This is a genomic window from Bacillota bacterium (assembly GCA_024653485.1).
Classification (GTDB): domain Bacteria; phylum Bacillota; class SHA-98; order UBA4971; family UBA4971; genus UBA6256.
The window spans coordinates 181,076-199,718 of the sequence record JANLFY010000005.1; the positions used below are offsets into that span (position 1 = coordinate 181,076).

Below are 18,643 nucleotides of genomic sequence, written 5' to 3' on the forward strand. Positions count from 1 at the left end.
GATCGGGATCCGGGACCGCCTGCCGCAAGAACCCGGCGGGCATGTGGCCGGAGCTCACGGGGCGGCGGAAGGTGGTCGAAATGCGCATCGGTGGCGACCGTGGAGAATGAGCCTACGTCACAAAGCCCACGTGACCCATGAGACGCTCACAAGGAGGCACTTTCAGGCATGACCATAGTGGTTCACAAGGAAGCCCTTTGGATCGCGGGAAAGCCCTCGGAGATCCTCCGCGCTCTCGCCATCCTCTGCAAAGGCCACGTCACCTTGGCCGAGCTTCTCTCCTCCCCCCGTGGCTCCTAGGATTCGGCGCGGCGCGTGGCGCACGCGATCTTGCCGGCCAACACACCCGCGGCGCCCGCGGCCAGGAAGAAGGCGGGATCCTCGTCCGGGCCCCGCCCCATCGTCCTGACACGAACGTTCGTGCGCTTGAGCCTCTCCACGGCTGGACGCCCGTCTTCCACCAGGACGACGTGGCGCCGGTCCACGCCTTCCCGGGCAAGCTGAAGCCTCAGCCGGCGCAGTTCCTCTCTGCCCAGTTCCGGCACGACCACAATACACCTCGCCAGCGCGACGCGGGACAGGATCGTGAGAGTGTGATGGCTCACACCGTAGTGTCTTGCCCGCGCGTCAGAGAAGCTCACTCTCGGAGCCACGACCGGCGTCCCTCCCAGAGAATACGCCGCGTTGGCCACTTCTCCCTGCTGAATCCCGGAGAACCCATACTTGGTGGCAGTTCCGGCCTGTCCCGGACCCATTGAGACGATCACCGCATCGCCCCGAGCGCACGCGCGCGCTGCGGCGAGGGCAGAGTGGAGGCTCACCGCCTCGAGATCGCCGCCGAAAGCGTGGCCGCACGTGATCGCCAAGTCGATGAGTCCCTTTTCGCGCAGCTCCCGCACGAGCGAGCTGTACGGTAGGGGTAGCGCTCCGCCATCCGTCATCACGTACACAACCCGCGTCTCGTCACCAGCTGTTTCCTTTATTCCCGCTGCTACCGGCGCTATCATGCTGTGGAGTTCGCAAGCCACCACCGGAGTGCCCTCCAGCGACGAGAAGGACTCCAACGCCGGACGGTACGGGCTCGTCTCTTCCTCCACGGCCAGGCACCTCACCTGCATCGGAGTGTAGCGTACCTTCATTATGTGACCTGTCCCGGGCCCCACGTCAAGGTCGAGGCGGTCCCTCCCGACCACCCACATGACGAAGTGGTGTCCCCCGGTGCCCAGACCGAGTTCCACCGCAGTAGTGTTGAGAACGACTTCGTCTCCCACCGAGCACGGCCCGGTCAAATCCTCGTAGCACAGTGCTTCCGCCGTCACACCTTCGCACTGTACTTCGGCCTTCACGACCCCTCGCCCGAACCGTGCCACGGACTTCACTACGCCTACTCGTGCTCCTATCATCACAGCGCCACGGCGAAGCCTCCTTGCAGGGATGTGCCGATCTCCGTCGTATTCCGCATTAGAATATGTTCCCCGCGCCGGGGACAGCATACTCAGTGGTGACTGCATGGGAACGGAGGAGTCAGCGTGAGCAGATGGCAGTTCTGGGTGGCTATCTTCATCGCCCTTGCGCTTGCGGGATGGGGAATGGGCGCTTCCATGAGGCTCGCACGCGACCTCCAACGCGTCGAGAAAGACCTTGACCGCGCCTTCGCCGACCTCTCGGCGCTCTCCAAGCGCGTCAACGAGATGACGGCTGCCGTCCAGACTCGTCCCGCCACCGAGGTCACCGTGTACTTCGGCCGTACCACACTTACCGATTCCTACCTCGTGCCTGTCAAGGCCACGGTCCCTGCCGGAACCGACGCGATGCGGGGAGCGCTAGAGCTGCTAGCAAGAGGCCCGGCGCCTGAAACCGGGCTCGAAAGGCTCGTCCCAGAGGGGACAAAGGTGTTGGGAGTGAGCGCAAGCGGAGATCTCGCCACGGCCGACTTCTCGAGCGAGATCCGCACTAGATTCCCCGGAGGCAGCCGCACGGAGGAGCTCCTCGCCTGGTCCATCGTGAACACGCTCACTGAGTTCCCAGGGATAGCAAGGGTTCAGATCCTCATTGAAGGCAAGAAAGAGGAGAGCATCGGCGGCCACGTGGGCATCGACGCTCCCCTCGAGAGGAACCCGTCTCTGATAAGGCCCCAATAGTTCCTGCGAACGCCCGAGCGCTACCCCACCCGGCCAGACGCCGCCGCTAGGTCCCTGCCCCGCGCGATGGCCTGTTCGTTGAGGGGGATGAGCCCGTGGCGGCGCTCAGGAAGGACCTTCTTCATCGCCGCAAGCACGGTCTCCACGCTGACGACGCCTGTGGCGGCGAGGTACGCCCCTAGAGCGACCATGTTCGCTACCCTCATGTCGCCTATCTCGTTGGCGATCTCGTTAGCCGGCACGGCGAGCACCCTGACGTCGCTTCTCGACGGCCTGGTGTCGACGAGCGAGCTATTGTATATGACAAGCCCGCCGGGCCTTACCATCCCCTGGAACTTCTCCAGAGACGGCCTGTTCATCGCCACCACGCTCGTGGGCTCGTTCACTAGCGGAGACGCGATCTCTCTTTCAGACACGACGACACCGCAGTTCGCCGTGCCTCCGCGCATCTCCGGGCCGTAGGACGGCATCCATGTCACGTTGCGACCTTCCATCATCCCTGCGTAGGTGACCAGCTGCCCCATGAGGAGCACTCCCTGCCCACCGAATCCCGCGAAGATGACCTCCTCGTGCATGCTCAGCCCACCTCCGGAACCTTGGTGTACTCCCCGAGCGGGTAGTACACGGCCATCTTGTCATCGACCCACTTGAGGGCATCGACGGGGGACAGACCCCAGTTCGTGGGGCACGTGGACAGGAACTCCACAAGGCTGAACCCCTTTCCGTCCAGCTGTGTCTCAAATGCCTTCTTCACGGTGCGCCTGGCCTTAGCCACGTTGGCCGGATTCGTAACGGAGACCCTGGCAATGTACGCAGGCCCCGAGAGCGACGATAGGAGCTCGCAAACCTTTATCGGATGGCCCGCCACCTCGGGGTCCCGACCTCTTGGAGACGTGGTCGTTCTCTGCCCTGGGAGGGTCGTTGGAGCCATCTGGCCACCGGTCATGCCGTAGATGGCGTTGTTCACGAAGATGACCGTTATCTTCTCTCCCCTCGAAGCCGCGTGGACTATCTCGCCGGCTCCTATGGAGGCAAGGTCGCCGTCGCCTTGATAGGTGAACACGACCGTGTTCGGCGACGCACGCTTGATCCCGGTCGCCACGGCCGGGGCCCTCCCGTGGGAAGCCTCAACGAAATCGCAGTTGAAGTAATCATAAGCGAGCACCGCGCAACCCACCGGCGATATCCCCACGGCACGCTCGCGCACCCCGAGCTCGTCGATGACCTCGGCAATGAGCCGGTGAATGATCCCGTGAGTGCACCCCGGGCAGTAGTGCGTAGGCACGTCCGCGAGCGCCTCAGGCCGCCCGAATACCTTCTGCATTCCTCACGCCCCCTTTTCCACGATCTTCACGATCTCATCCAGTATCTCCCTGGGCGAGGGGCTCATGCCTCCGGTCCTCCCGTAGAAGTGCACAGGCTTTGTATCGCCGCAAGCCAGCCTTACGTCTTCCACCATTTGGCCGAGGCTCATCTCCACTACCAGCACTCGCGAAGCGCCCGCGGTCGCGGCCGCCAGCGCCTCGTATGGAAACGGCCATAGGCTGATCGGCCTGAACAAGCCGACTCGCAACCCGCGCTCCCTGGCCCTTTCGAGCGCAGCACGGGCTATGCGTGCGGTCGTGCCGTACGCCACGAGCACCACATCGGCGTCCTCCGTCATGTGCGTGGCGTAACGCACCTGCTCTGCGGCCATCCGTCGGTACTTGTCAGCCAGGCGCAAGTTATGCCGCTCCAACTTCGCGGGGTCGAGGTACAAGGACGTTATGACGTTCTTCGGTCGGCCCATCGCGCCCGTCGTCGCCCAGGTCTTCGGCGGAAGGTCGGCCCTCGGCTGCCGCTCGCGCATTTCCACAGGCTCCATCATCTGGCCGAGGATCGCGTCACCAAGGAGCATGACGGGGTTGCGGTACAACTCGGCGAGGTCGAACGCCTCCATCGTGAGGTCCACTAGCTCCTGCACGGTGGAAGGGCCGAGCACCAAGAGGCGATAGTCACCGTGGCCGCCACCCTTGGTGGCCTGAAAGTAATCGGACTGCGCACCCTGTATCCCCCCGAGGCCCGGGCCTCCGCGCACTATGTTCACGATGACGCAAGGAAGCTCCGCGCCGGCCATGTACGAGATGGCCTCCTGCATGAGGCTGATCCCCGGGCTAGACGAGGTGGTCATCACCCGAGCCCCCGTGCATGCGGCCCCGTATACCATATTGCTCCCGGCGACCTCGCTTTCCGCCTGCAGGAACACCCCTCCGACTTCAGGCATACGCCTCGACATGTACTCGGGTATCTCGTTCTGGGGGGTTATGGGGTATCCAAAGAAACACCTGCATCCCGCTATTATGGCAGCCTCTGCCACAGCCTCATTGCCTTTCATCAAGATCCTCTCGGCCATGCGCGCCCTCCCTCCTCCCTATCTGTACACTTCGATGGCCACTTCGGGGCACATCCGGGCGCAAGCGGTACAGGAGTTGCACCGTTCCTCGTCGATGAGCGTCGCCGGGTGAAACCCCTTGCTGTTGAAGTGCTCAGCCATTGCCAACGCTTTCCTCGGACAGAAGGTGACGCACAGCTCGCACCCTTTGCACCGTTCCTCGTTGAACACGACCTTCGGCATCTAACCAAACCTCCTACCTGTACACCTTGGCCTCTTCCTCGCCACGCAGGACGCGGAGGCAGGCTTGAGCGAGCGCCTGCATCTCGTTTTCGCCAGGGTACACCATTACGGGAGCTATGAAGCTGACCCTGTCCCTGATCCACTCCACCATGCGGCGCGAGTGGGCTAGACCCCCCGTGAGGATGATCGCGTCGACATCCCCCGAAAGCACTGCGGCATACGCTCCTATTTCCTTAGCTACCTGATAGGCCATGGCCTCGAAAATGATTTCGGCGCGCTCATCGCCCGCGCCGATGCGCCTCTCTACTTCCGAAGCGTCGCTTGTCCCAAGGTAGGCCACGAGGCCGCCGGCGCCGACCAGTTTCCTCATGACTTGGTCTTCGGAGTACTTACCCGAAAAGCAAAGGTCCACCACGCCGAGGGCGGGAACGGCGCCCGCTCGCTCTGGCGTGAAGGGGCCTTCGCCATCCAGGCCGTTGCTTACGTCGACCACCCGCCCCTTGAGATGCGCACCAACGGTTATGCCGCCTCCCAGATGCGCTACGACGAGGTTCAGGTCTTCGTACCGCATGCCCAAGTCTCTCGCCGCCTGCCTCGCGACCGCTTTGTGGTTGAGGGCGTGGAAAACGCTGCGTCGTGGGATCTCGGGAAGCCCTGAGAGCCTCGCAACGTCCCACAGCTCGTCCACGACCACGGGGTCCGCGATGAACGCCCGTGCCCGCGCGCGTGCCGCTATCTCGCGGGCAAGGGGAGCACCGAGGTTCGAAGCGTGCGGCACCGACCCCGCTCCGGTGAGGTCGCGCACCATCTCCTCGTTTACCTCGTACACTCCACTCTCCACGGGCTTGAGCAGCCCTCCTCGCCCCACGACCGCGTCAAAGTCGGTCACGGACTCTCCGTGTTTCCCGAGAGCACCGAGGATGGCGTCAAGCCTCATCTGATACTGCTTGCTCACGCCACCGATCTTCGCCAGTTCGGCGCTTTCATGGGATACAGTCTCTTGGAAGAGCATGTGCTCGTCAACGTACACAGCTATCTTAGTCGAGGTGGACCCCGGGTTGATCACCAGGATCCGAAAGCCGCGGCCGTGGTCTGACCCGGGCTTGGTTGCAGAGTTCTCTGTACAAGCCATGATCGTGTCCCCTCTTCGTGCTCTTCGTTCAGCCCGCCGGGGAAGCCCTCATAACGCCGGGGAGCGCCCATGGCCTCGGCGAGCGCCTCGTCACCCAGGCTCGCCTCACGCCGGGCGCGCCCCCGTGTTCTCTCATGTCGCGCCAGCCACCCTACGCCGGCACGTATACCTTGCGAATCTTCCCAAGTTTCTCTATTCTCTCCTCGGCAAGCCTAGCCGCCGCCTTGTAAGTAGGGATCTTCTCCCTCTTCGCTATCTCGATGACCTTCAGCACGTTTTCGTATATGCCCGACGCCTTGCGAAGCGCCCTCTCCCTGTTGTAACCGTAGAATTCGTCAGCTACGTTTATTACTCCTCCCGCGTTGATGATGTAGTCCGGAGCGTAGAGTATTCCCATGTCTTCCAGGGCGTCGCCGTGCCGCTCCTCCTTGAGTTGGTTGTTCGCGGCCCCTGCCACGATCTTGCACTTGAGTTTCGGAAGCGTCTCGTCGTTTATGACGGAACCCAGGGCACAGGGGCAGAACACGTCGCACGTGACGTCGAACACCTCGCTCGGAGCGATCTGCTTGGCCCCAAAATCCTTGGCCGCCTGGCTCGCCCGGTCTTCATAGATGTCGGTCACGTACACCTTCGCGCCTTCCTCGGAAAGGTATCTCACCACGTTGTAACCCACGTGGCCCGCGCCCTGGACGACGACTGTCTTGCCCTTGAGGGAATCGCTCCCAAAGACCTCCTTCGCACATGCCTTCATGCCCCTAACCACCCCGAACGCGGTCACGGGCGAGGGATCGCCGCTCGAGCCGGTCATCGCGGACAGGCCCAGGACGTGGTCGGTCTCGGCATGGACGATCTCCATGTCCTCCACGCTCACTCCCACGTCCTCCGCGGTGAGATACCGGCCTCCGAGGGTATCGACGAACCTCCCGAACGCCCGGAAGAGCGCCTCGGACTTGTCCTTGCGCGGGTCGCCGATGATGACGGACTTGCCCCCACCGAAATCGAGCCCGGCGGCAGCGTTCTTGTACGTCATCCCACGGGCGAGCCTCAAGGCATCTACCAAGGCATCTTCCTCCGATGCGTAAGGCCACATCCTGCACCCGCCGAGGGCGGGGCCGAGCGTCGTGTCATGAATGGCAATGATGGCCCGCAGCCCCGACGCTTCGTCGTTCGCGAAAACCACTTGCTCAAACCCGTAACGTCCCATCTCTTCAAAGAGCTTCAATTCCGGACCTCCTCCCTTTTCATGGCCTCTTTCCTCCATGCCCGGCGCCGGCAAGCGACGTACCTCGTGCCGTCGCAAACGCTGCGCGCTGAGTACCGAGCGGTTCACACGGCTTCACTTGCACAGAAGCACGCCGAGGGCGAGCGAATACACCTTCGCCGTGTGCGAGTCCGATCTCGAAGTGATCACGACTGGCGCCTTCGCACCCACCACAACGCTGGCCGCGCATCCTCCAGCCAGGTACACGAGAGTTTTGTAGAACACGTTTCCGGCTTCTATGTCCGGCACTATGAGAATGTCCGCCCGTCCCGCCACGGGGCTCGAGATCCCCTTGTGTGTGGCGGCACTGGACGATATCGCGTTGTCCAGAGCGAGCGGGCCATCCACGATGCCCCCCTTGATCTGCCCCCGCTCCGCCATCTTCGCGAGGCACGCGGCATCAACAGTGGCAGGCATGTCAGGGTTGACCGTCTCGACCGCCGCGAGAGCGGCGACTCGCGGCTCTGTGATTCCCAGCCTCCGCGCCACGTCTATGGCGTTTTGCACTATCTGGACCTTCTCTCCCAGGCCAGGCGCTACGTTCATCGCTCCATCACTGAAAATCAGGAGCCGATCCAGAGAAGGCACTTGAAACACTGACAAGTGCGATAGAAGCCGTCCGGTGCGTAGACCGATGTCTTTGTCGAGAACCGCCCTGAGCACGTCAGCCGTGCTCACTAGGCCTTTCATTATGAGATCCGCCTTCCCCGAGTTCACCAGGGCCACGCCTCTGCGTGCCGCTGCCGGACCGCCTCCTTCCTCGACGACGTCGTACCCCGAAAGGTCTATTCCAACCTCGGACGCGGCCCTCCCTATCTCCGCAGGATCGCCGATGAGCACGCACCTGGCGATCCCTCGTCGTGCAGCCTCATCAGCTGCGACGAGCACCTCTGGGTCGGCGGCCGACACCACTGCGCACGTCTTCGGGCCTGCGTCCCGCGCCATGTTCGCGAGGTCTTCCAGGTTTCTCACCATCCCAGTCGCTCCATGTTCCTTTGCTCCGTCATACATACACTTTCGCCTCCTCCTCCCCCAAGAGGACTCTGAAGGCCCCCATCGCGAGGGCCTCCATCTCCTCTTCACCCGGATAGACCTTGACTTCGGCTACGAACTGGACACGGGTCCGGATCATGTCCACCAAGCGCGCCGCGTTGGCGAGGCCGCCCGTTATCAGGACAGCTCGCACTTCGCCGCGGAGCACGCAAGCCATGGCTCCAATCTCCTTTGCCACCTGATAGGCCATGGCTTCGTACGCGAGCCGCGCCCGCTCGTCTCCCTGGGATATCCTCCTCTCCACCTCGACCGCGTCGGACGTGCCCAAGTACGCCATGAGGCCACCGCGTCCCACGAGCTTCTTGACCAGCTCTTCCTTTGTGTATCGGCCTGAGAAGGCGAGCCGCGCAAGGGGCACCGCCGGCACCCCGCCCGCCCGCTCAGGGCTGAAGGGCCCTTGTTCATTGGCGTTGTTCACGTCGATGATGCGTTCCCCTCGGCAGGCCGCGACTGATATCCCGCCGCCTAGATGGGCGACGACGTAGTTCGTTGATTTCGGATCTGCTCCCATCTCTCGCGAGGCCCGTCTCACGGCCGCCTTGATGTTCAGCGCGTGGCTCAAGCTGCGCCTGGGCAATTCCGGGACGCCAGACACCCTCGCCAACGGCTCGAACTCGTCGCACGACACCGGGTCAACTACAAAGGCCGGCACACCCCACCCGTCCGCTAAGAGCCGGGCGATGAGACCCCCGAGGTTCGAGGCGTGAGGGCCCTGCACCTGATTGCGCAGGTCCTCCAACATCCTCTCGTTGACCAGGTACGTTCCGCCGGCCACAGGACGAAGCAGGCCCCCTCGCGCCACGACCGCGGCTACGCTGGCCGGTTCCATCTCCTCCTCCCGGAGAACCTTCATGATCTCTGAAAGCCTGTATTGAAACTGGTCCATGATGCCGGGGAACGACGCGATGACCTCGTGGTCGTGAGAGAGCTTCCGCTCGAAGAGGGGGCCGGAGGGTGTGTACAGGGCGATCCTGGTCGCGGTTGAGCCGGGATTGATCACGAGCACCTGCAATGTCTCCACCTCGGTTCCGCCGTCAATCTCCGCCGTCAATCGGTCGGTGCGCCAACGCCCCACGCTATTTCCGCAGCAATTGTCATGCCATACCCATAGGATTCTGCCACTCCGTCCACACGCGAGCTGTGCGGGCTTCGAGCGCGGCGGTGCTCGTAATTGTGCAATTGCGTGCACTATCGCACCTGGGTACTGTGCAAGTATCTGCACAAAGTGTGCGTCCGGTGCGAGGACTCCTGAAGGGATTCGCCTTGACATGAAGAAAGACTTACTTGCCCAATCATAGTGCGCGCCCAAGTTCGGAGAGGCGGTGTGGGGCGGCTGTGTTGAGGCGGGCGGAGGACGAGGGACGTCCGGTTCAGACTCTCAGCTGCGCGCGGCACCGGGGATCAAGGTGAGACCCTAGTCATGAAGCTGCGGCACAAGTGAGGCGCCTCGTGCAGTAGATCCGGATCGAGAGAGGAGGCCTACAGGTGAACGTCTCCAAGTTGGCGGTCGTGGGCGCGGGGCAGATGGGGACCGGGATAGCGCAAGTGGCGGCAACAGCCGGGCTTTCCGTGGTGCTATTGGACGTCTCAGAGGATCTTGCGCGGCGAGGCTTGGCCGCAGTGGAGAAGGGGCTCGACCGCGCCATCGAGAAAGGCAAGCTGGCGCCGGAGGAGAAACGCGAGGTGCTCGCAAGGATCCAGGCCGGGGCTTGTCTCTCCCTCACGTCCGACGCGGACGTGGCCATAGAGGCGGTGTTTGAGCGAGTCGACGTAAAGGAAGACGTCCTCCGAAAGTTGGACGCGCTTCTCCCGCCGGCTGCCGTAATCGCCTCCAACACGTCCTCGATCTCCATCACGCGGCTCGCGTCGGCAACCAGACGGCCCGAGAACGTGGTCGGCATGCACTTCATGAACCCTGTTCCCGCCATGAAACTCGTGGAGATCATCTCAGGGGAGGCCACCTCGGACGAAACGCGCCGGGCCGCTTGGGAGCTCGCGGAGAGAATGGGCAAGGTCCCCGTGGCGGTTTCCGACTATCCCGGGTTCGTCGCGAACAGGCTGCTCATCCCGATGATAAACGAGGCGGCGTATTGTCTCATGGAGGGAGTCGCCTCCCGGGAAGACATCGACACTGTGATGAGACTCGGAATGAATCACCCAATGGGCCCGCTGGCCCTCGCCGACCTCATAGGGCTCGATACCTGTCTGCACATTATGGAAGTCCTCTACGAAGGCTTCAGAGACCCCAAGTTCAGGCCCTGCCCGCTGCTCCGCCGCATGGTTGACGCGGGTCACCTGGGCAGGAAGGTCGGAAAGGGCTTCTACACGTACTGATCACGAGTGCCGATCACCCAAGTGGATCAACGGACAGCCACGGGAAGCGACGCCGACCTCTCATATCACCAGCTGAGGAAGGGATTACATGGGGCGACCTGAACGGTTCCGTCTGTCCAACAGAGAACTCGAAGTCATCCTGAACTCCACGCACGACGGCATGATCGCCGTTGACCGCCGGGGGCTCATTACCATATTCAATGCCGCTGCCGCGCGTATCACCGGGCTCGATCCAGCCGACATGATAGGCAAGCGAGCTCAAAATGTGATCCCCAACACCCGGCTCCACATCGTGCTCGAGAGCGGTCAGGCAGAACTCAACCAACAGCAGGTGTTGGGCGGGGTGAAGATCATCACCAACCGAGTGCCGGTGCGCAACTCGGAAGGTCACGTCATAGGAGCGGTCGCGGTTTTCAGAGACATCAGTGAGGTGATCGCCCTCGCGGAGGAGATCACCAACCTCCGCCAGATCCAAGGCCTTCTCGAAGCCATCATCAACTCCACTCAGGACGCCATATCCGTGGTGGACGAAAACGGGAACGGGCTCCTCATCAACCCGGCGTACACGAGACTCACCGGCCTCACCGAAGAGGACGTCATCGGCAAGCCGGCCACCACCGACATCGCCGAGGGCGAGAGCATGCACATGAAGGTGCTTCGCACTCGGCTCCCCGTGCGGGGAGCCCGCATGAAGGTGGGTCCAAGGAGGAAGGAAGTCATAGTCCACGCGGCGCCGCTGATCGTTGGTGACGAGCTACGGGGCAGCGTCGCCGTGATCCACGACACATCGGAGATCAGGCGGCTCACCGAGGAACTCGACAGGGCCAAGACGTTGATCAGGCGGCTTGAGGCCAAGTACACGTTTGACGACATAGTTGGGGTGAGCCCCAAGATGGCACGAGCCATAGAACAGGCTAGGCGTGTCGCGGCGACGCCCGTGACCGTCCTCCTCAGGGGAGAGAGCGGGACCGGAAAGGAGCTGTTCGCGCACGCCATCCACAACGCGAGCGATCGGTCGCACGGTCAGTTCATCAGGGTAAACTGCACGGCCATAGTGGATACGCTCCTCGAGTCCGAGCTGTTCGGCTACGAAGAGGGCGCTTTCACCGGAGCGAGAAGGGGCGGCAAGCGCGGGCTCTTCGAGGAAGCGAACGGCGGGACGATCTTCTTGGATGAGGTTGGGGCGACCAACCTCGCTCTTCAAGCGAAGCTGCTCCGAGTCCTTCAGGAAAAGGAGATCGTGAGGGTTGGGGACACGAGGCCCATACCGGTGGACGTAAGGGTCATAGCTGCCACCAATACCGATCTTGAGAGAGCGGTCAGAGAGGGGCGGATGAGGGAGGACTTGTACTACCGACTGAACGTGGTCCCGATCTTCATCCCACCGCTGAGGGAACGCATAGAGGACATACCCGTCCTGTGCCATAGTCTGATACGCCGGTTCAACCAAGCGTACGGGCGCAACGTGACCCGCGTTTCCGATGAGGCGCTCGACATTCTCATAGAGTATGACTGGCCCGGCAACGTCAGGGAATTGGAGAACGTTCTCAGCCGAGCCATCATCAGCATGCACTACAGCGAGATCGAGATCCTGCCAGGCCATCTGCCTGCCCTGGGCAAGTCCCAACAGTGGCCTCAGATCGTACAAGGGGACGCGTCCAACGAGGCGGGGAGAGGAGAGAAGCGACCCGTCCAAGGCGTTCCCAGGCTGCGAGAGACCGTCGAGCGCGCCGAAAGACGCGCCATCCTCCGCGCGCTCGAGGCGGCAGGCGGCAATAAGACCGCCGCTGCGAAACTCCTCGGAATAGGTTTGAGAAGCCTCTACTACAAGATCAGGCGATATGGGATCTCATGACCGTCAGACTTGGGGCACAACGGGTGCGTCGCCCCATGAGCAGCCCTGCGGGCGGGGCGCCCGAGACACGTGTGGGTCGCGGCTCCGACGCCCGCCACCTATCTTCGACCTATCTTCCGACCTATCTTCGGCGCCTATAGTCTCCATGCTGATCGTGTCGGCCCGGCACGCCTTGGCGATGTGCGCCCTGGCGGCGCCCAGCCTCCAGAGCACTATCCCTCGGGAGCACCTCCTTGCGGGATAGGTTTATCCTGCCCTGCCTATCTATCTCGGTGACTTTGACCTCGACCGTGTCACCCACCTTGACGACATCCTCCACCCTGGGCACCCGTGTGTGAGCCAGTTCGGAGATGTGCACAAGGCCCTCCTTGCCGGGCAGGATCTCCACGAACGCGCCGAAGTTCATTATCCGAGTGACTGTGCCCGTATAAACCTTGCCGACCTCGACCTCAGCGGTGAGATCCTCTATCATCTTCCTGGCCTTCGCGCCAGCGCTTTCGTCGACGGCCGCGATGAAGACCCTGCCGTCATCCTCTATATCGATCTTCGCTCCGGTCTCGTCGATGATGTGCCTTATTATCTTGCCGCCGGGGCCGATGACGTCGCGGATCTTCTCTGGATCGATGGTCATCCGGATTATCCTCGGAGCGTATGGCGAGAGCTCCTTGCGCGGCTCGGGGATGACCTCGAGCATCTTCCCGAGGATGAACAGTCTTCCCTCCCTGGCTTGAGCGAGGGCCTTCTCGAGGATGTCTCTGGTTATCCCCGGGATCTTGATGTCCATCTGAATGGCCGTGACGCCGCGGTCCGTTCCCGCGACCTTGAAATCCATATCGCCGAGGGCATCCTCGATCCCCTGGATGTCAGAGAGCACGACGACCCTGTCGGCCTCCTTGACAAGACCCATGGCTATCCCCGCGACCGGCCTCTTGATGGGGACGCCGGCGTCCATGAGCGCAAGGGTGGACCCGCACACGCTCGCCTGGGACGTGGAGCCATTCGACTCGAGCACCTCGGACACGAGCCGGATCGTGTATGGGAAAGCCTCCTCGTCAGGAATCATCGCCGCAAGCGCGCGTTCTGCGAGCGCCCCATGACCTATCTCGCGCCGACCAGGGCCCCTCATCGGCCGCACCTCGCCCACGCTGTAAGGCGGGAAGTTGTAATGATGCATGTACCGCTTGGACTCTTCCTCACCCAGACCGTCGAGGAGTTGCTCTTCCCCGATGGCTCCCAACGTTACGCTTGTAAGCACCTGCGTCTGACCACGGGTGAAAAGGCCGGAACCGTGTACCCTCGGAAGGACTCCCACCTCACAGGAGATTGGCCGGATCTCATCAACCCTTCTCCCGTCAGGTCGATAGCCCTCTTCGAGGATCATCTTCCTGACCTCTTCCTTGACTATCTTGTCAAGGACCATGGTGATGTCTTTCTCATACAAAGAGAACTCGTCGCCGAGGGTCTCCCGCATCTCCTCGACTACCGTCATCTTGGCAGCGTCGGTGCGTTCTTCGCGGGCAAGCTTGTCCTCGCTTTTCAGAGCGTCGCGGAGATCTGATGTGGCCCGTTCCCTCACCTTCGCTTCGATAGTGGGATCCGGCCTATACAGAGTCACTTCGCGCTTGGGCTTGCCGCACATGGCGGTGAGCCCCTCAATGAACTCGACGATCCCACGGATCGCCTCGTGGCCGAAGGATATGGCCTCGAGGATCACCTCTTCAGGGACTTCGCTCGCGCCAGCCTCTACCATGAGGATGGCGTCTTTCGTTCCCGCGACCACAAGGGAGAGATCGCTCTTGAGGGACTGTTCGAGGCTCGGGTTGATGACTAGCTGGCCATCGATTCTTCCGACCCTTACTCCACCGACGGGTCCACGAAACGGAATGTCGGATATGCTGAGGGCGGCGGACGCGCCAATCATCGCTGTGACGTCCGGTTCACAATCCTGCTCAACCGACAGCACAGTACACACCACTTGCACGTCGTGCCTGAACCCCTCGGGAAAGAGCGGCCTTATCGGCCTATCTATCATGCGGGCCGACAGGGTGGCGACTTCAGAAGGTCTCCCTTCCCTCTTTATCCACCCACCAGGGATCTTGCCCACAGCGTAGAGCCTTTCCTCGTAATCTACCAGAAGCGGGAAGAAATCGATGCCTTCTCGCGGCTCCTTCGACATGCACGCCGTGACCAACACCACAGTGTCGCCGTACCTGACCAGTACCGACCCGTTGGCCTGTTTCGCGACCTTCCCGACCTCAAGCGAAAGTCTCCTCCCGCCCAGAATCATGTCCAGGCAGTGGTGTTCCATTACAAATCCTGCCTCCTCGAGCTAGCGCTGTTACTTTCTGAGGCCGAGTCGATCGATGATGGCGCGATACCTTTCGATATCCTTCTCCTTGAGGTAGTTGAGGAGATTGCGCCTCTGACCGACCATCTTGAGCAGCCCGCGTCGCGAGTGATGGTCCTTCCGATGTTCCTTTAGGTGCTCGGTGAGACTGTTGATCCTCTCAGTGAGGATCGCTATCTGCACCTCTGGTGAACCAGTGTCATTCTCGTGAAGTCTGTACTTCTCAATGATCGCTTGCTTTTCGCCGGCGGGTAGAGCCACGCCGTTCCACCTCCTTGAACCCTATCCCCCCATCGCCAAGAAACCCGCCGGAGGTGCGAGGCATCCTAGCGCTGGGTTCATCTGTCGCTGCGGCGGAATCGGGACTTCCGCCACGCACCAATTCTATCATACAACCTATCCGTTGTAAACGACGCCGCCCTCAGCGCTCCGACGCTCCGCGCTCCGCCGTTCCGGCGGGCCGCCCACAGTCGCCCTCACGATTCCGTCGTTCGCTCGGGCTGAGCCGTGCCCGACTCTCCGGCGGCCGCTCCCATCCCACATTCAGTATGCCCCGCGAGGCGAGTGGCGAACACCATTTCAGCGTTCTTGACGTCGTCCGCTATCTGGGACGCGAGTGCCGAAGCGGAACTGAACCTCAACTCATCGCGAAGCCTCTTCACGAACGACACTCTCATGGTCTCACCGTATATGTCGCCTGCGAAGTCGATGGCGAACACCTCTAGGCGGGGAACCTTGCCATCAAACGTCGGCCTAACGCCCACGTTAGCCACTGCGCGGAGTTCCTTCCCGCAAACGCCCGCGATCACCGCATAGACGCCGCTTGCCGGCACAGCCAATTCCGAGCTTACCTGCACGTTTGCCGTGGGATACCCGAGCGTTCGCCCGCGCCCCTCGCCCGGGACCACCGTTCCCTTCAGAGAGAATGGCCTGCCGAGCATCGCCCACGCTCCGACCACGTCCCCACGCGAAAGACGCGCCCGGATCTCCGTGCTTCCCACGGGAACCCCACCGACCGTGACGGGCTCCGCGATCTCCACCTCGAAGCCGTGCTTCCTGCCCAGTTCCGCCAGGACCGGGGCGGTACCGCTCGCGCTCCGTCCGAAAGTGTAGTTGAAGCCAACCACCGCTTTGGCAGCCCGCAGGCCGTCTACCAGCACCTCGCGCGCGAATTGCTCCGGTGTCGCACTGGCGAAGGCCTCGTCGAAGCGTGCTACCACTGCAACTTCGATCCCCATCGCCTCTATGAGCGCGAGTTTGTCCTCGATGTCTGTGAGCTGCGCGGGGGCTGCCTGCGGCCGGATGACCCGGAGAGGGTGCCTGTCGAAGGTGAAAGCCACGGCACGTGCCTCGTAACGCTTCGCGCAAGCGACGCATCTTCTGAGTATCTCCTGGTGCCCCAGGTGCACGCCATCAAACGTCCCCAGACAGATCACTGACCTTGCCACGTCTGCGATGTCGATCCGTGCCACATCACTTATGACTTTCACGCGGAACCTCCCATCCCCAGCATCGCATGACCAAGCGTTATCCGACGAACATCCTGAGAGGGCGAAGACGCATCCGCCCTTCGGCGGCTCCCTCGGCTCGTGCCACGCCGAGAAGCTCTCCGGTGTCACTGTGAACCCTCACGAGGTCCTCCAGGCGCTCCGAAAAGGGCCCGCCGCCCGCGAAAGTCGGATCATCGTCTGCCGGCAGGGTGCCCCGAACGCACGTGCCTGCGGGAACCTCGACCGGCGCGCCGCAGGCTATCCTCCTGGCGTCCTCGCCGGTCACGACCACAGCCGGCAGATGGGACAACCCCGCTGAGATGGGCAGCACCAGATCTCGAATACGTCCGTCCTTCGCAGCAGCTGCTATCTCATCCAGATCGTGCGCGCTTGACAGGAGAAACGGCCCCGCGCGCGTCCTGACGAGAGAACCCAGGTGCGCGCCGCACCCCAGCGACTCACCCACGTCCGCCGCGAGCTGGCGGATGTATGTCCCCGATGAACAGACCACGTCCACCGATATTCTGCTCCCGGGGACGATCGGTCCGTCGGGCCACGATTCCACATCGGCGCGGTATATCGTGACGCGCCTCGGTTCGCGCTCAACCTCGATACCCTCTCGTGCGAGCTCGTACAGGCGACGTCCTTCGTGATGGACCGCGGAAACCATCGGGGGCACTTGAAGGATCTCCCCCTCGTACCCCTTGAGCACCTCACGAAAGAGCTGCTCCGAGACTTTCACCTCTTCCGCCACGCGGACCACTCGCCCCGAAGCGTCGTGAGTATCGGTCACCACGCCCAGCACGATCTCAGCTCTGTAGGCCTTCGACAACTCCAGCATGAAGCGCATCGCGGAGGTCGCCCTGCCCATGAGCACCACGAGAACGCCTGAGGCGTCCGGGTCGAGGGTTCCCGCGTGGCCTACCCTCTTCTCCCCCGTCATCCGCCTGACCCTGGCGACCACGTCGTGGGACGTCATGCCACTCGGCTTTGCCACCACGAGGATTCCGTCTATCCTCTCCCCGCACGCCATGGTCCAAGAACCTACCTCGCCGCCATCAACTCGTATACCTTGCCGAGCACGGCCAGCCTCGCGTCCTCGAGCGAAACCGCTTCGATGCTGCAGCCCGCGGCCCTGGAGTGGCCTCCGCCGTTGAAGACCTCGGCAAGCACGCTCACATCGAAGTCCCCCCTGGACCTCATGCCGACGCGGATCTTGCCTTCGGTGCTCTCTCGGAAGAGGAGCGCCACCTCAACGCCTCTGACCATGCGAGGATAGTTCACGAAACCCTCCGTTTGGCCCTCATCGACTCCGAATTCGGACAGCCACTCACGCTTGATCTCCACCCACGCGACTTTCCCGGCCTCGTCGACCCTTAAGGTATCGAGGACGCGGCCAAGCAGCCTCAAACTGCCCAGCGTCTTGGTCTCGTACACTTGCTCGGAGATCTTGAACGGCTCGGCACCCTTCTCTACAAGCCGGGCAGCGATACGGAGAGTGGTCGGGCTCGTGTTTGAGAACCGGAAGAACCCCGAGTCGGTGCTCACGGCCGTGAAAAGGCAGGTCGCCATGTCCCTGTCCACGGGCACCCGCATGGCTGTCAGAATCCTGTAAATCTGCTCACCCACGGCGGCCGCCCCCGGGTCCACGTAGTTGTATGTTCCGAACACCTTGTTGGTCACGTGATGGTCGATATTGATCACGGGCACTCCCGAGCTGATCTTGTCAGATATCCCTTCGATGCGGTCGAGGTCGCTCGAATCGAGAACCACGGCCGCCTCGAACTCCCCGAAGACGCGATCCGGTGCCACCACTCTGTTCGAACCGGGCAAAAAGCTCAAGGTCTCAGGAACGCCACCAGGGCAGGAGATTACCGCCTTCCTTCCGGTCTTCTGGAGCCCGAAACCAAGCCCGAGAGCGGAGCCGATGGCATCCCCGTCTGGGAACACGTGGGTCGCTATGAGGAACGACCGGTACCGCATGAGGATGCGCGCGATGTCTTCATGGCTCTCCACTACTCCCGGCCTCCCTTTCCGTCCTTGGTCTCCTTCGCGCTCTGGATCTCCTTGAGGAGCTCGAAAACCCGAGCCCCTCGCTTTATCGACGTATCGTACCGGAAGGTTATTTCCGGCGTATGACGAAGCCTGACTCGCCGGCCGATCTCGCTGCGGACGAACCCGGTCGCGCTCTCGAGGGCGGCCATGGTCTCGTCTACCTGTGCCCTGTCGCCCATCACGCTCACGAATACCTTCACGTGACGCAAGTCGTCCGACACTTCCACGTCGGTCACGGTGGCGAACCCCAGCCGTGGATCCTTGATCTCACGCGCCAGAATGTCCGCCACCTCGGACCGGATTGCTTCCGCGACCCTCTCAACCCTCAGCCGAGCCATGTCCCATCACCTTCCGACGCCAA

At 62.4% G+C, this 18,643-nt stretch carries 19 protein-coding genes; 4 read left to right on the plus strand and 15 right to left on the minus strand.

The window, feature by feature from the left end:
* The first annotated feature begins 168 nt into the window (after positions 1-168).
* The gene (locus NUW12_05735) at positions 169-300 is read left to right on the plus strand and encodes a hypothetical protein (GenBank protein MCR4402273.1); all 132 of its coding nucleotides are present in this window, start codon (positions 169-171) and stop codon (positions 298-300) included.
* On the opposite strand, the gene NUW12_05740 is transcribed toward NUW12_05735, so the two are convergent.
* Positions 297-1,403 carry a DUF3866 family protein gene (locus NUW12_05740; protein MCR4402274.1) on the minus strand — a complete coding sequence of 369 codons (1,107 nt, stop codon included), beginning with the start codon at positions 1,401-1,403 and terminating at the stop codon, positions 297-299. The two genes, NUW12_05735 and NUW12_05740, sit on opposite strands and share 4 nt — an antisense overlap.
* Before the next feature lie 126 nt (positions 1,404-1,529).
* Between NUW12_05740 and NUW12_05745 the strand changes: the two genes are divergently transcribed.
* Positions 1,530-2,141 carry a GerMN domain-containing protein gene (locus NUW12_05745; protein MCR4402275.1) on the plus strand — a complete coding sequence of 204 codons (612 nt, stop codon included), beginning with the start codon at positions 1,530-1,532 and terminating at the stop codon, positions 2,139-2,141.
* A 20-nt stretch (positions 2,142-2,161) separates the two neighbouring features.
* On the opposite strand, the gene NUW12_05750 is transcribed toward NUW12_05745, so the two are convergent.
* From NUW12_05750 to buk (NUW12_05785), 8 genes are all read right to left on the minus strand, one after another.
* The gene (locus NUW12_05750) at positions 2,162-2,716 is read right to left on the minus strand and encodes a 2-oxoacid:acceptor oxidoreductase family protein (protein MCR4402276.1); all 555 of its coding nucleotides are present in this window, start codon (positions 2,714-2,716) and stop codon (positions 2,162-2,164) included.
* A gap of 2 nt (positions 2,717-2,718) precedes the next feature.
* Positions 2,719-3,465, minus strand: a complete 747-nt coding sequence (locus NUW12_05755; GenBank protein ID MCR4402277.1) for a thiamine pyrophosphate-dependent enzyme — start codon at positions 3,463-3,465, stop codon at positions 2,719-2,721.
* 3 nt (positions 3,466-3,468) lie between these two features.
* Entirely contained in the window at positions 3,469-4,533 is a 1,065-nt protein-coding gene (locus NUW12_05760) for a 3-methyl-2-oxobutanoate dehydrogenase subunit VorB (protein MCR4402278.1), read from the minus strand.
* Positions 4,534-4,551: 18 nt separating this feature from the next.
* Positions 4,552-4,755 carry a 4Fe-4S binding protein gene (locus NUW12_05765; GenBank protein ID MCR4402279.1) on the minus strand — a complete coding sequence of 68 codons (204 nt, stop codon included), beginning with the start codon at positions 4,753-4,755 and terminating at the stop codon, positions 4,552-4,554.
* 13 nt (positions 4,756-4,768) lie between these two features.
* Entirely contained in the window at positions 4,769-5,887 is a 1,119-nt protein-coding gene (buk, locus tag NUW12_05770; protein MCR4402280.1) for a butyrate kinase, read from the minus strand.
* Positions 5,888-6,038: 151 nt separating this feature from the next.
* Positions 6,039-7,109 carry a leucine dehydrogenase gene (locus NUW12_05775; protein MCR4402281.1) on the minus strand — a complete coding sequence of 357 codons (1,071 nt, stop codon included), beginning with the start codon at positions 7,107-7,109 and terminating at the stop codon, positions 6,039-6,041.
* 114 nt (positions 7,110-7,223) lie between these two features.
* Complete coding sequence (locus NUW12_05780; GenBank protein ID MCR4402282.1) at positions 7,224-8,123, minus strand: phosphate butyryltransferase; 900 nt, start codon at positions 8,121-8,123, stop codon at positions 7,224-7,226.
* Positions 8,124-8,151: 28 nt separating this feature from the next.
* Positions 8,152-9,222, minus strand: a complete 1,071-nt coding sequence (gene buk / locus NUW12_05785; GenBank protein ID MCR4402283.1) for a butyrate kinase — start codon at positions 9,220-9,222, stop codon at positions 8,152-8,154.
* A gap of 464 nt (positions 9,223-9,686) precedes the next feature.
* On the opposite strand from buk (NUW12_05785), the gene NUW12_05790 reads away from it, so the two are divergent.
* Together NUW12_05790 and NUW12_05795 are read left to right on the plus strand one after the other, a co-directional pair.
* Positions 9,687-10,535: a 3-hydroxybutyryl-CoA dehydrogenase gene (locus NUW12_05790; GenBank protein ID MCR4402284.1), complete on the plus strand. Its 849-nt coding sequence runs from the start codon at positions 9,687-9,689 to the stop codon at positions 10,533-10,535.
* Positions 10,536-10,623: 88 nt separating this feature from the next.
* Positions 10,624-12,390, plus strand: coding sequence for a sigma-54-dependent Fis family transcriptional regulator (locus NUW12_05795; GenBank protein MCR4402285.1), 1,767 nt, complete (start codon positions 10,624-10,626; stop codon positions 12,388-12,390).
* A gap of 121 nt (positions 12,391-12,511) precedes the next feature.
* Here NUW12_05795 and pnp read toward each other — a convergent pair whose 3' ends face one another.
* From pnp to rbfA, 6 genes are all read right to left on the minus strand, one after another.
* Positions 12,512-14,698 (minus strand): polyribonucleotide nucleotidyltransferase, encoded by a 2,187-nt coding sequence (gene pnp / locus NUW12_05800; GenBank protein MCR4402286.1) that lies wholly within the window; start codon positions 14,696-14,698, stop codon positions 12,512-12,514.
* 30 nt (positions 14,699-14,728) lie between these two features.
* Positions 14,729-14,998, minus strand: coding sequence for a 30S ribosomal protein S15 (gene rpsO, locus NUW12_05805; GenBank protein MCR4402287.1), 270 nt, complete (start codon positions 14,996-14,998; stop codon positions 14,729-14,731).
* 215 nt (positions 14,999-15,213) lie between these two features.
* On the minus strand, positions 15,214-16,227 hold the full coding sequence (locus tag NUW12_05810; GenBank protein ID MCR4402288.1) for a bifunctional riboflavin kinase/FAD synthetase: 1,014 nt from the start codon (positions 16,225-16,227) through the stop codon (positions 15,214-15,216).
* A 37-nt stretch (positions 16,228-16,264) separates the two neighbouring features.
* A complete protein-coding gene (gene truB, locus NUW12_05815; GenBank protein ID MCR4402289.1) occupies positions 16,265-17,260 on the minus strand; it encodes a tRNA pseudouridine(55) synthase TruB in 996 nt (331 codons plus the stop codon).
* An 11-nt stretch (positions 17,261-17,271) separates the two neighbouring features.
* Positions 17,272-18,243 carry a bifunctional oligoribonuclease/PAP phosphatase NrnA gene (locus NUW12_05820; GenBank protein ID MCR4402290.1) on the minus strand — a complete coding sequence of 324 codons (972 nt, stop codon included), beginning with the start codon at positions 18,241-18,243 and terminating at the stop codon, positions 17,272-17,274.
* Positions 18,243-18,620: a 30S ribosome-binding factor RbfA gene (gene rbfA / locus NUW12_05825; GenBank protein MCR4402291.1), complete on the minus strand. Its 378-nt coding sequence runs from the start codon at positions 18,618-18,620 to the stop codon at positions 18,243-18,245. Before rbfA ends, NUW12_05820 begins: the two co-directional genes overlap by 1 nt.
* Between the last annotated feature and the right edge of the window lie 23 nt (positions 18,621-18,643).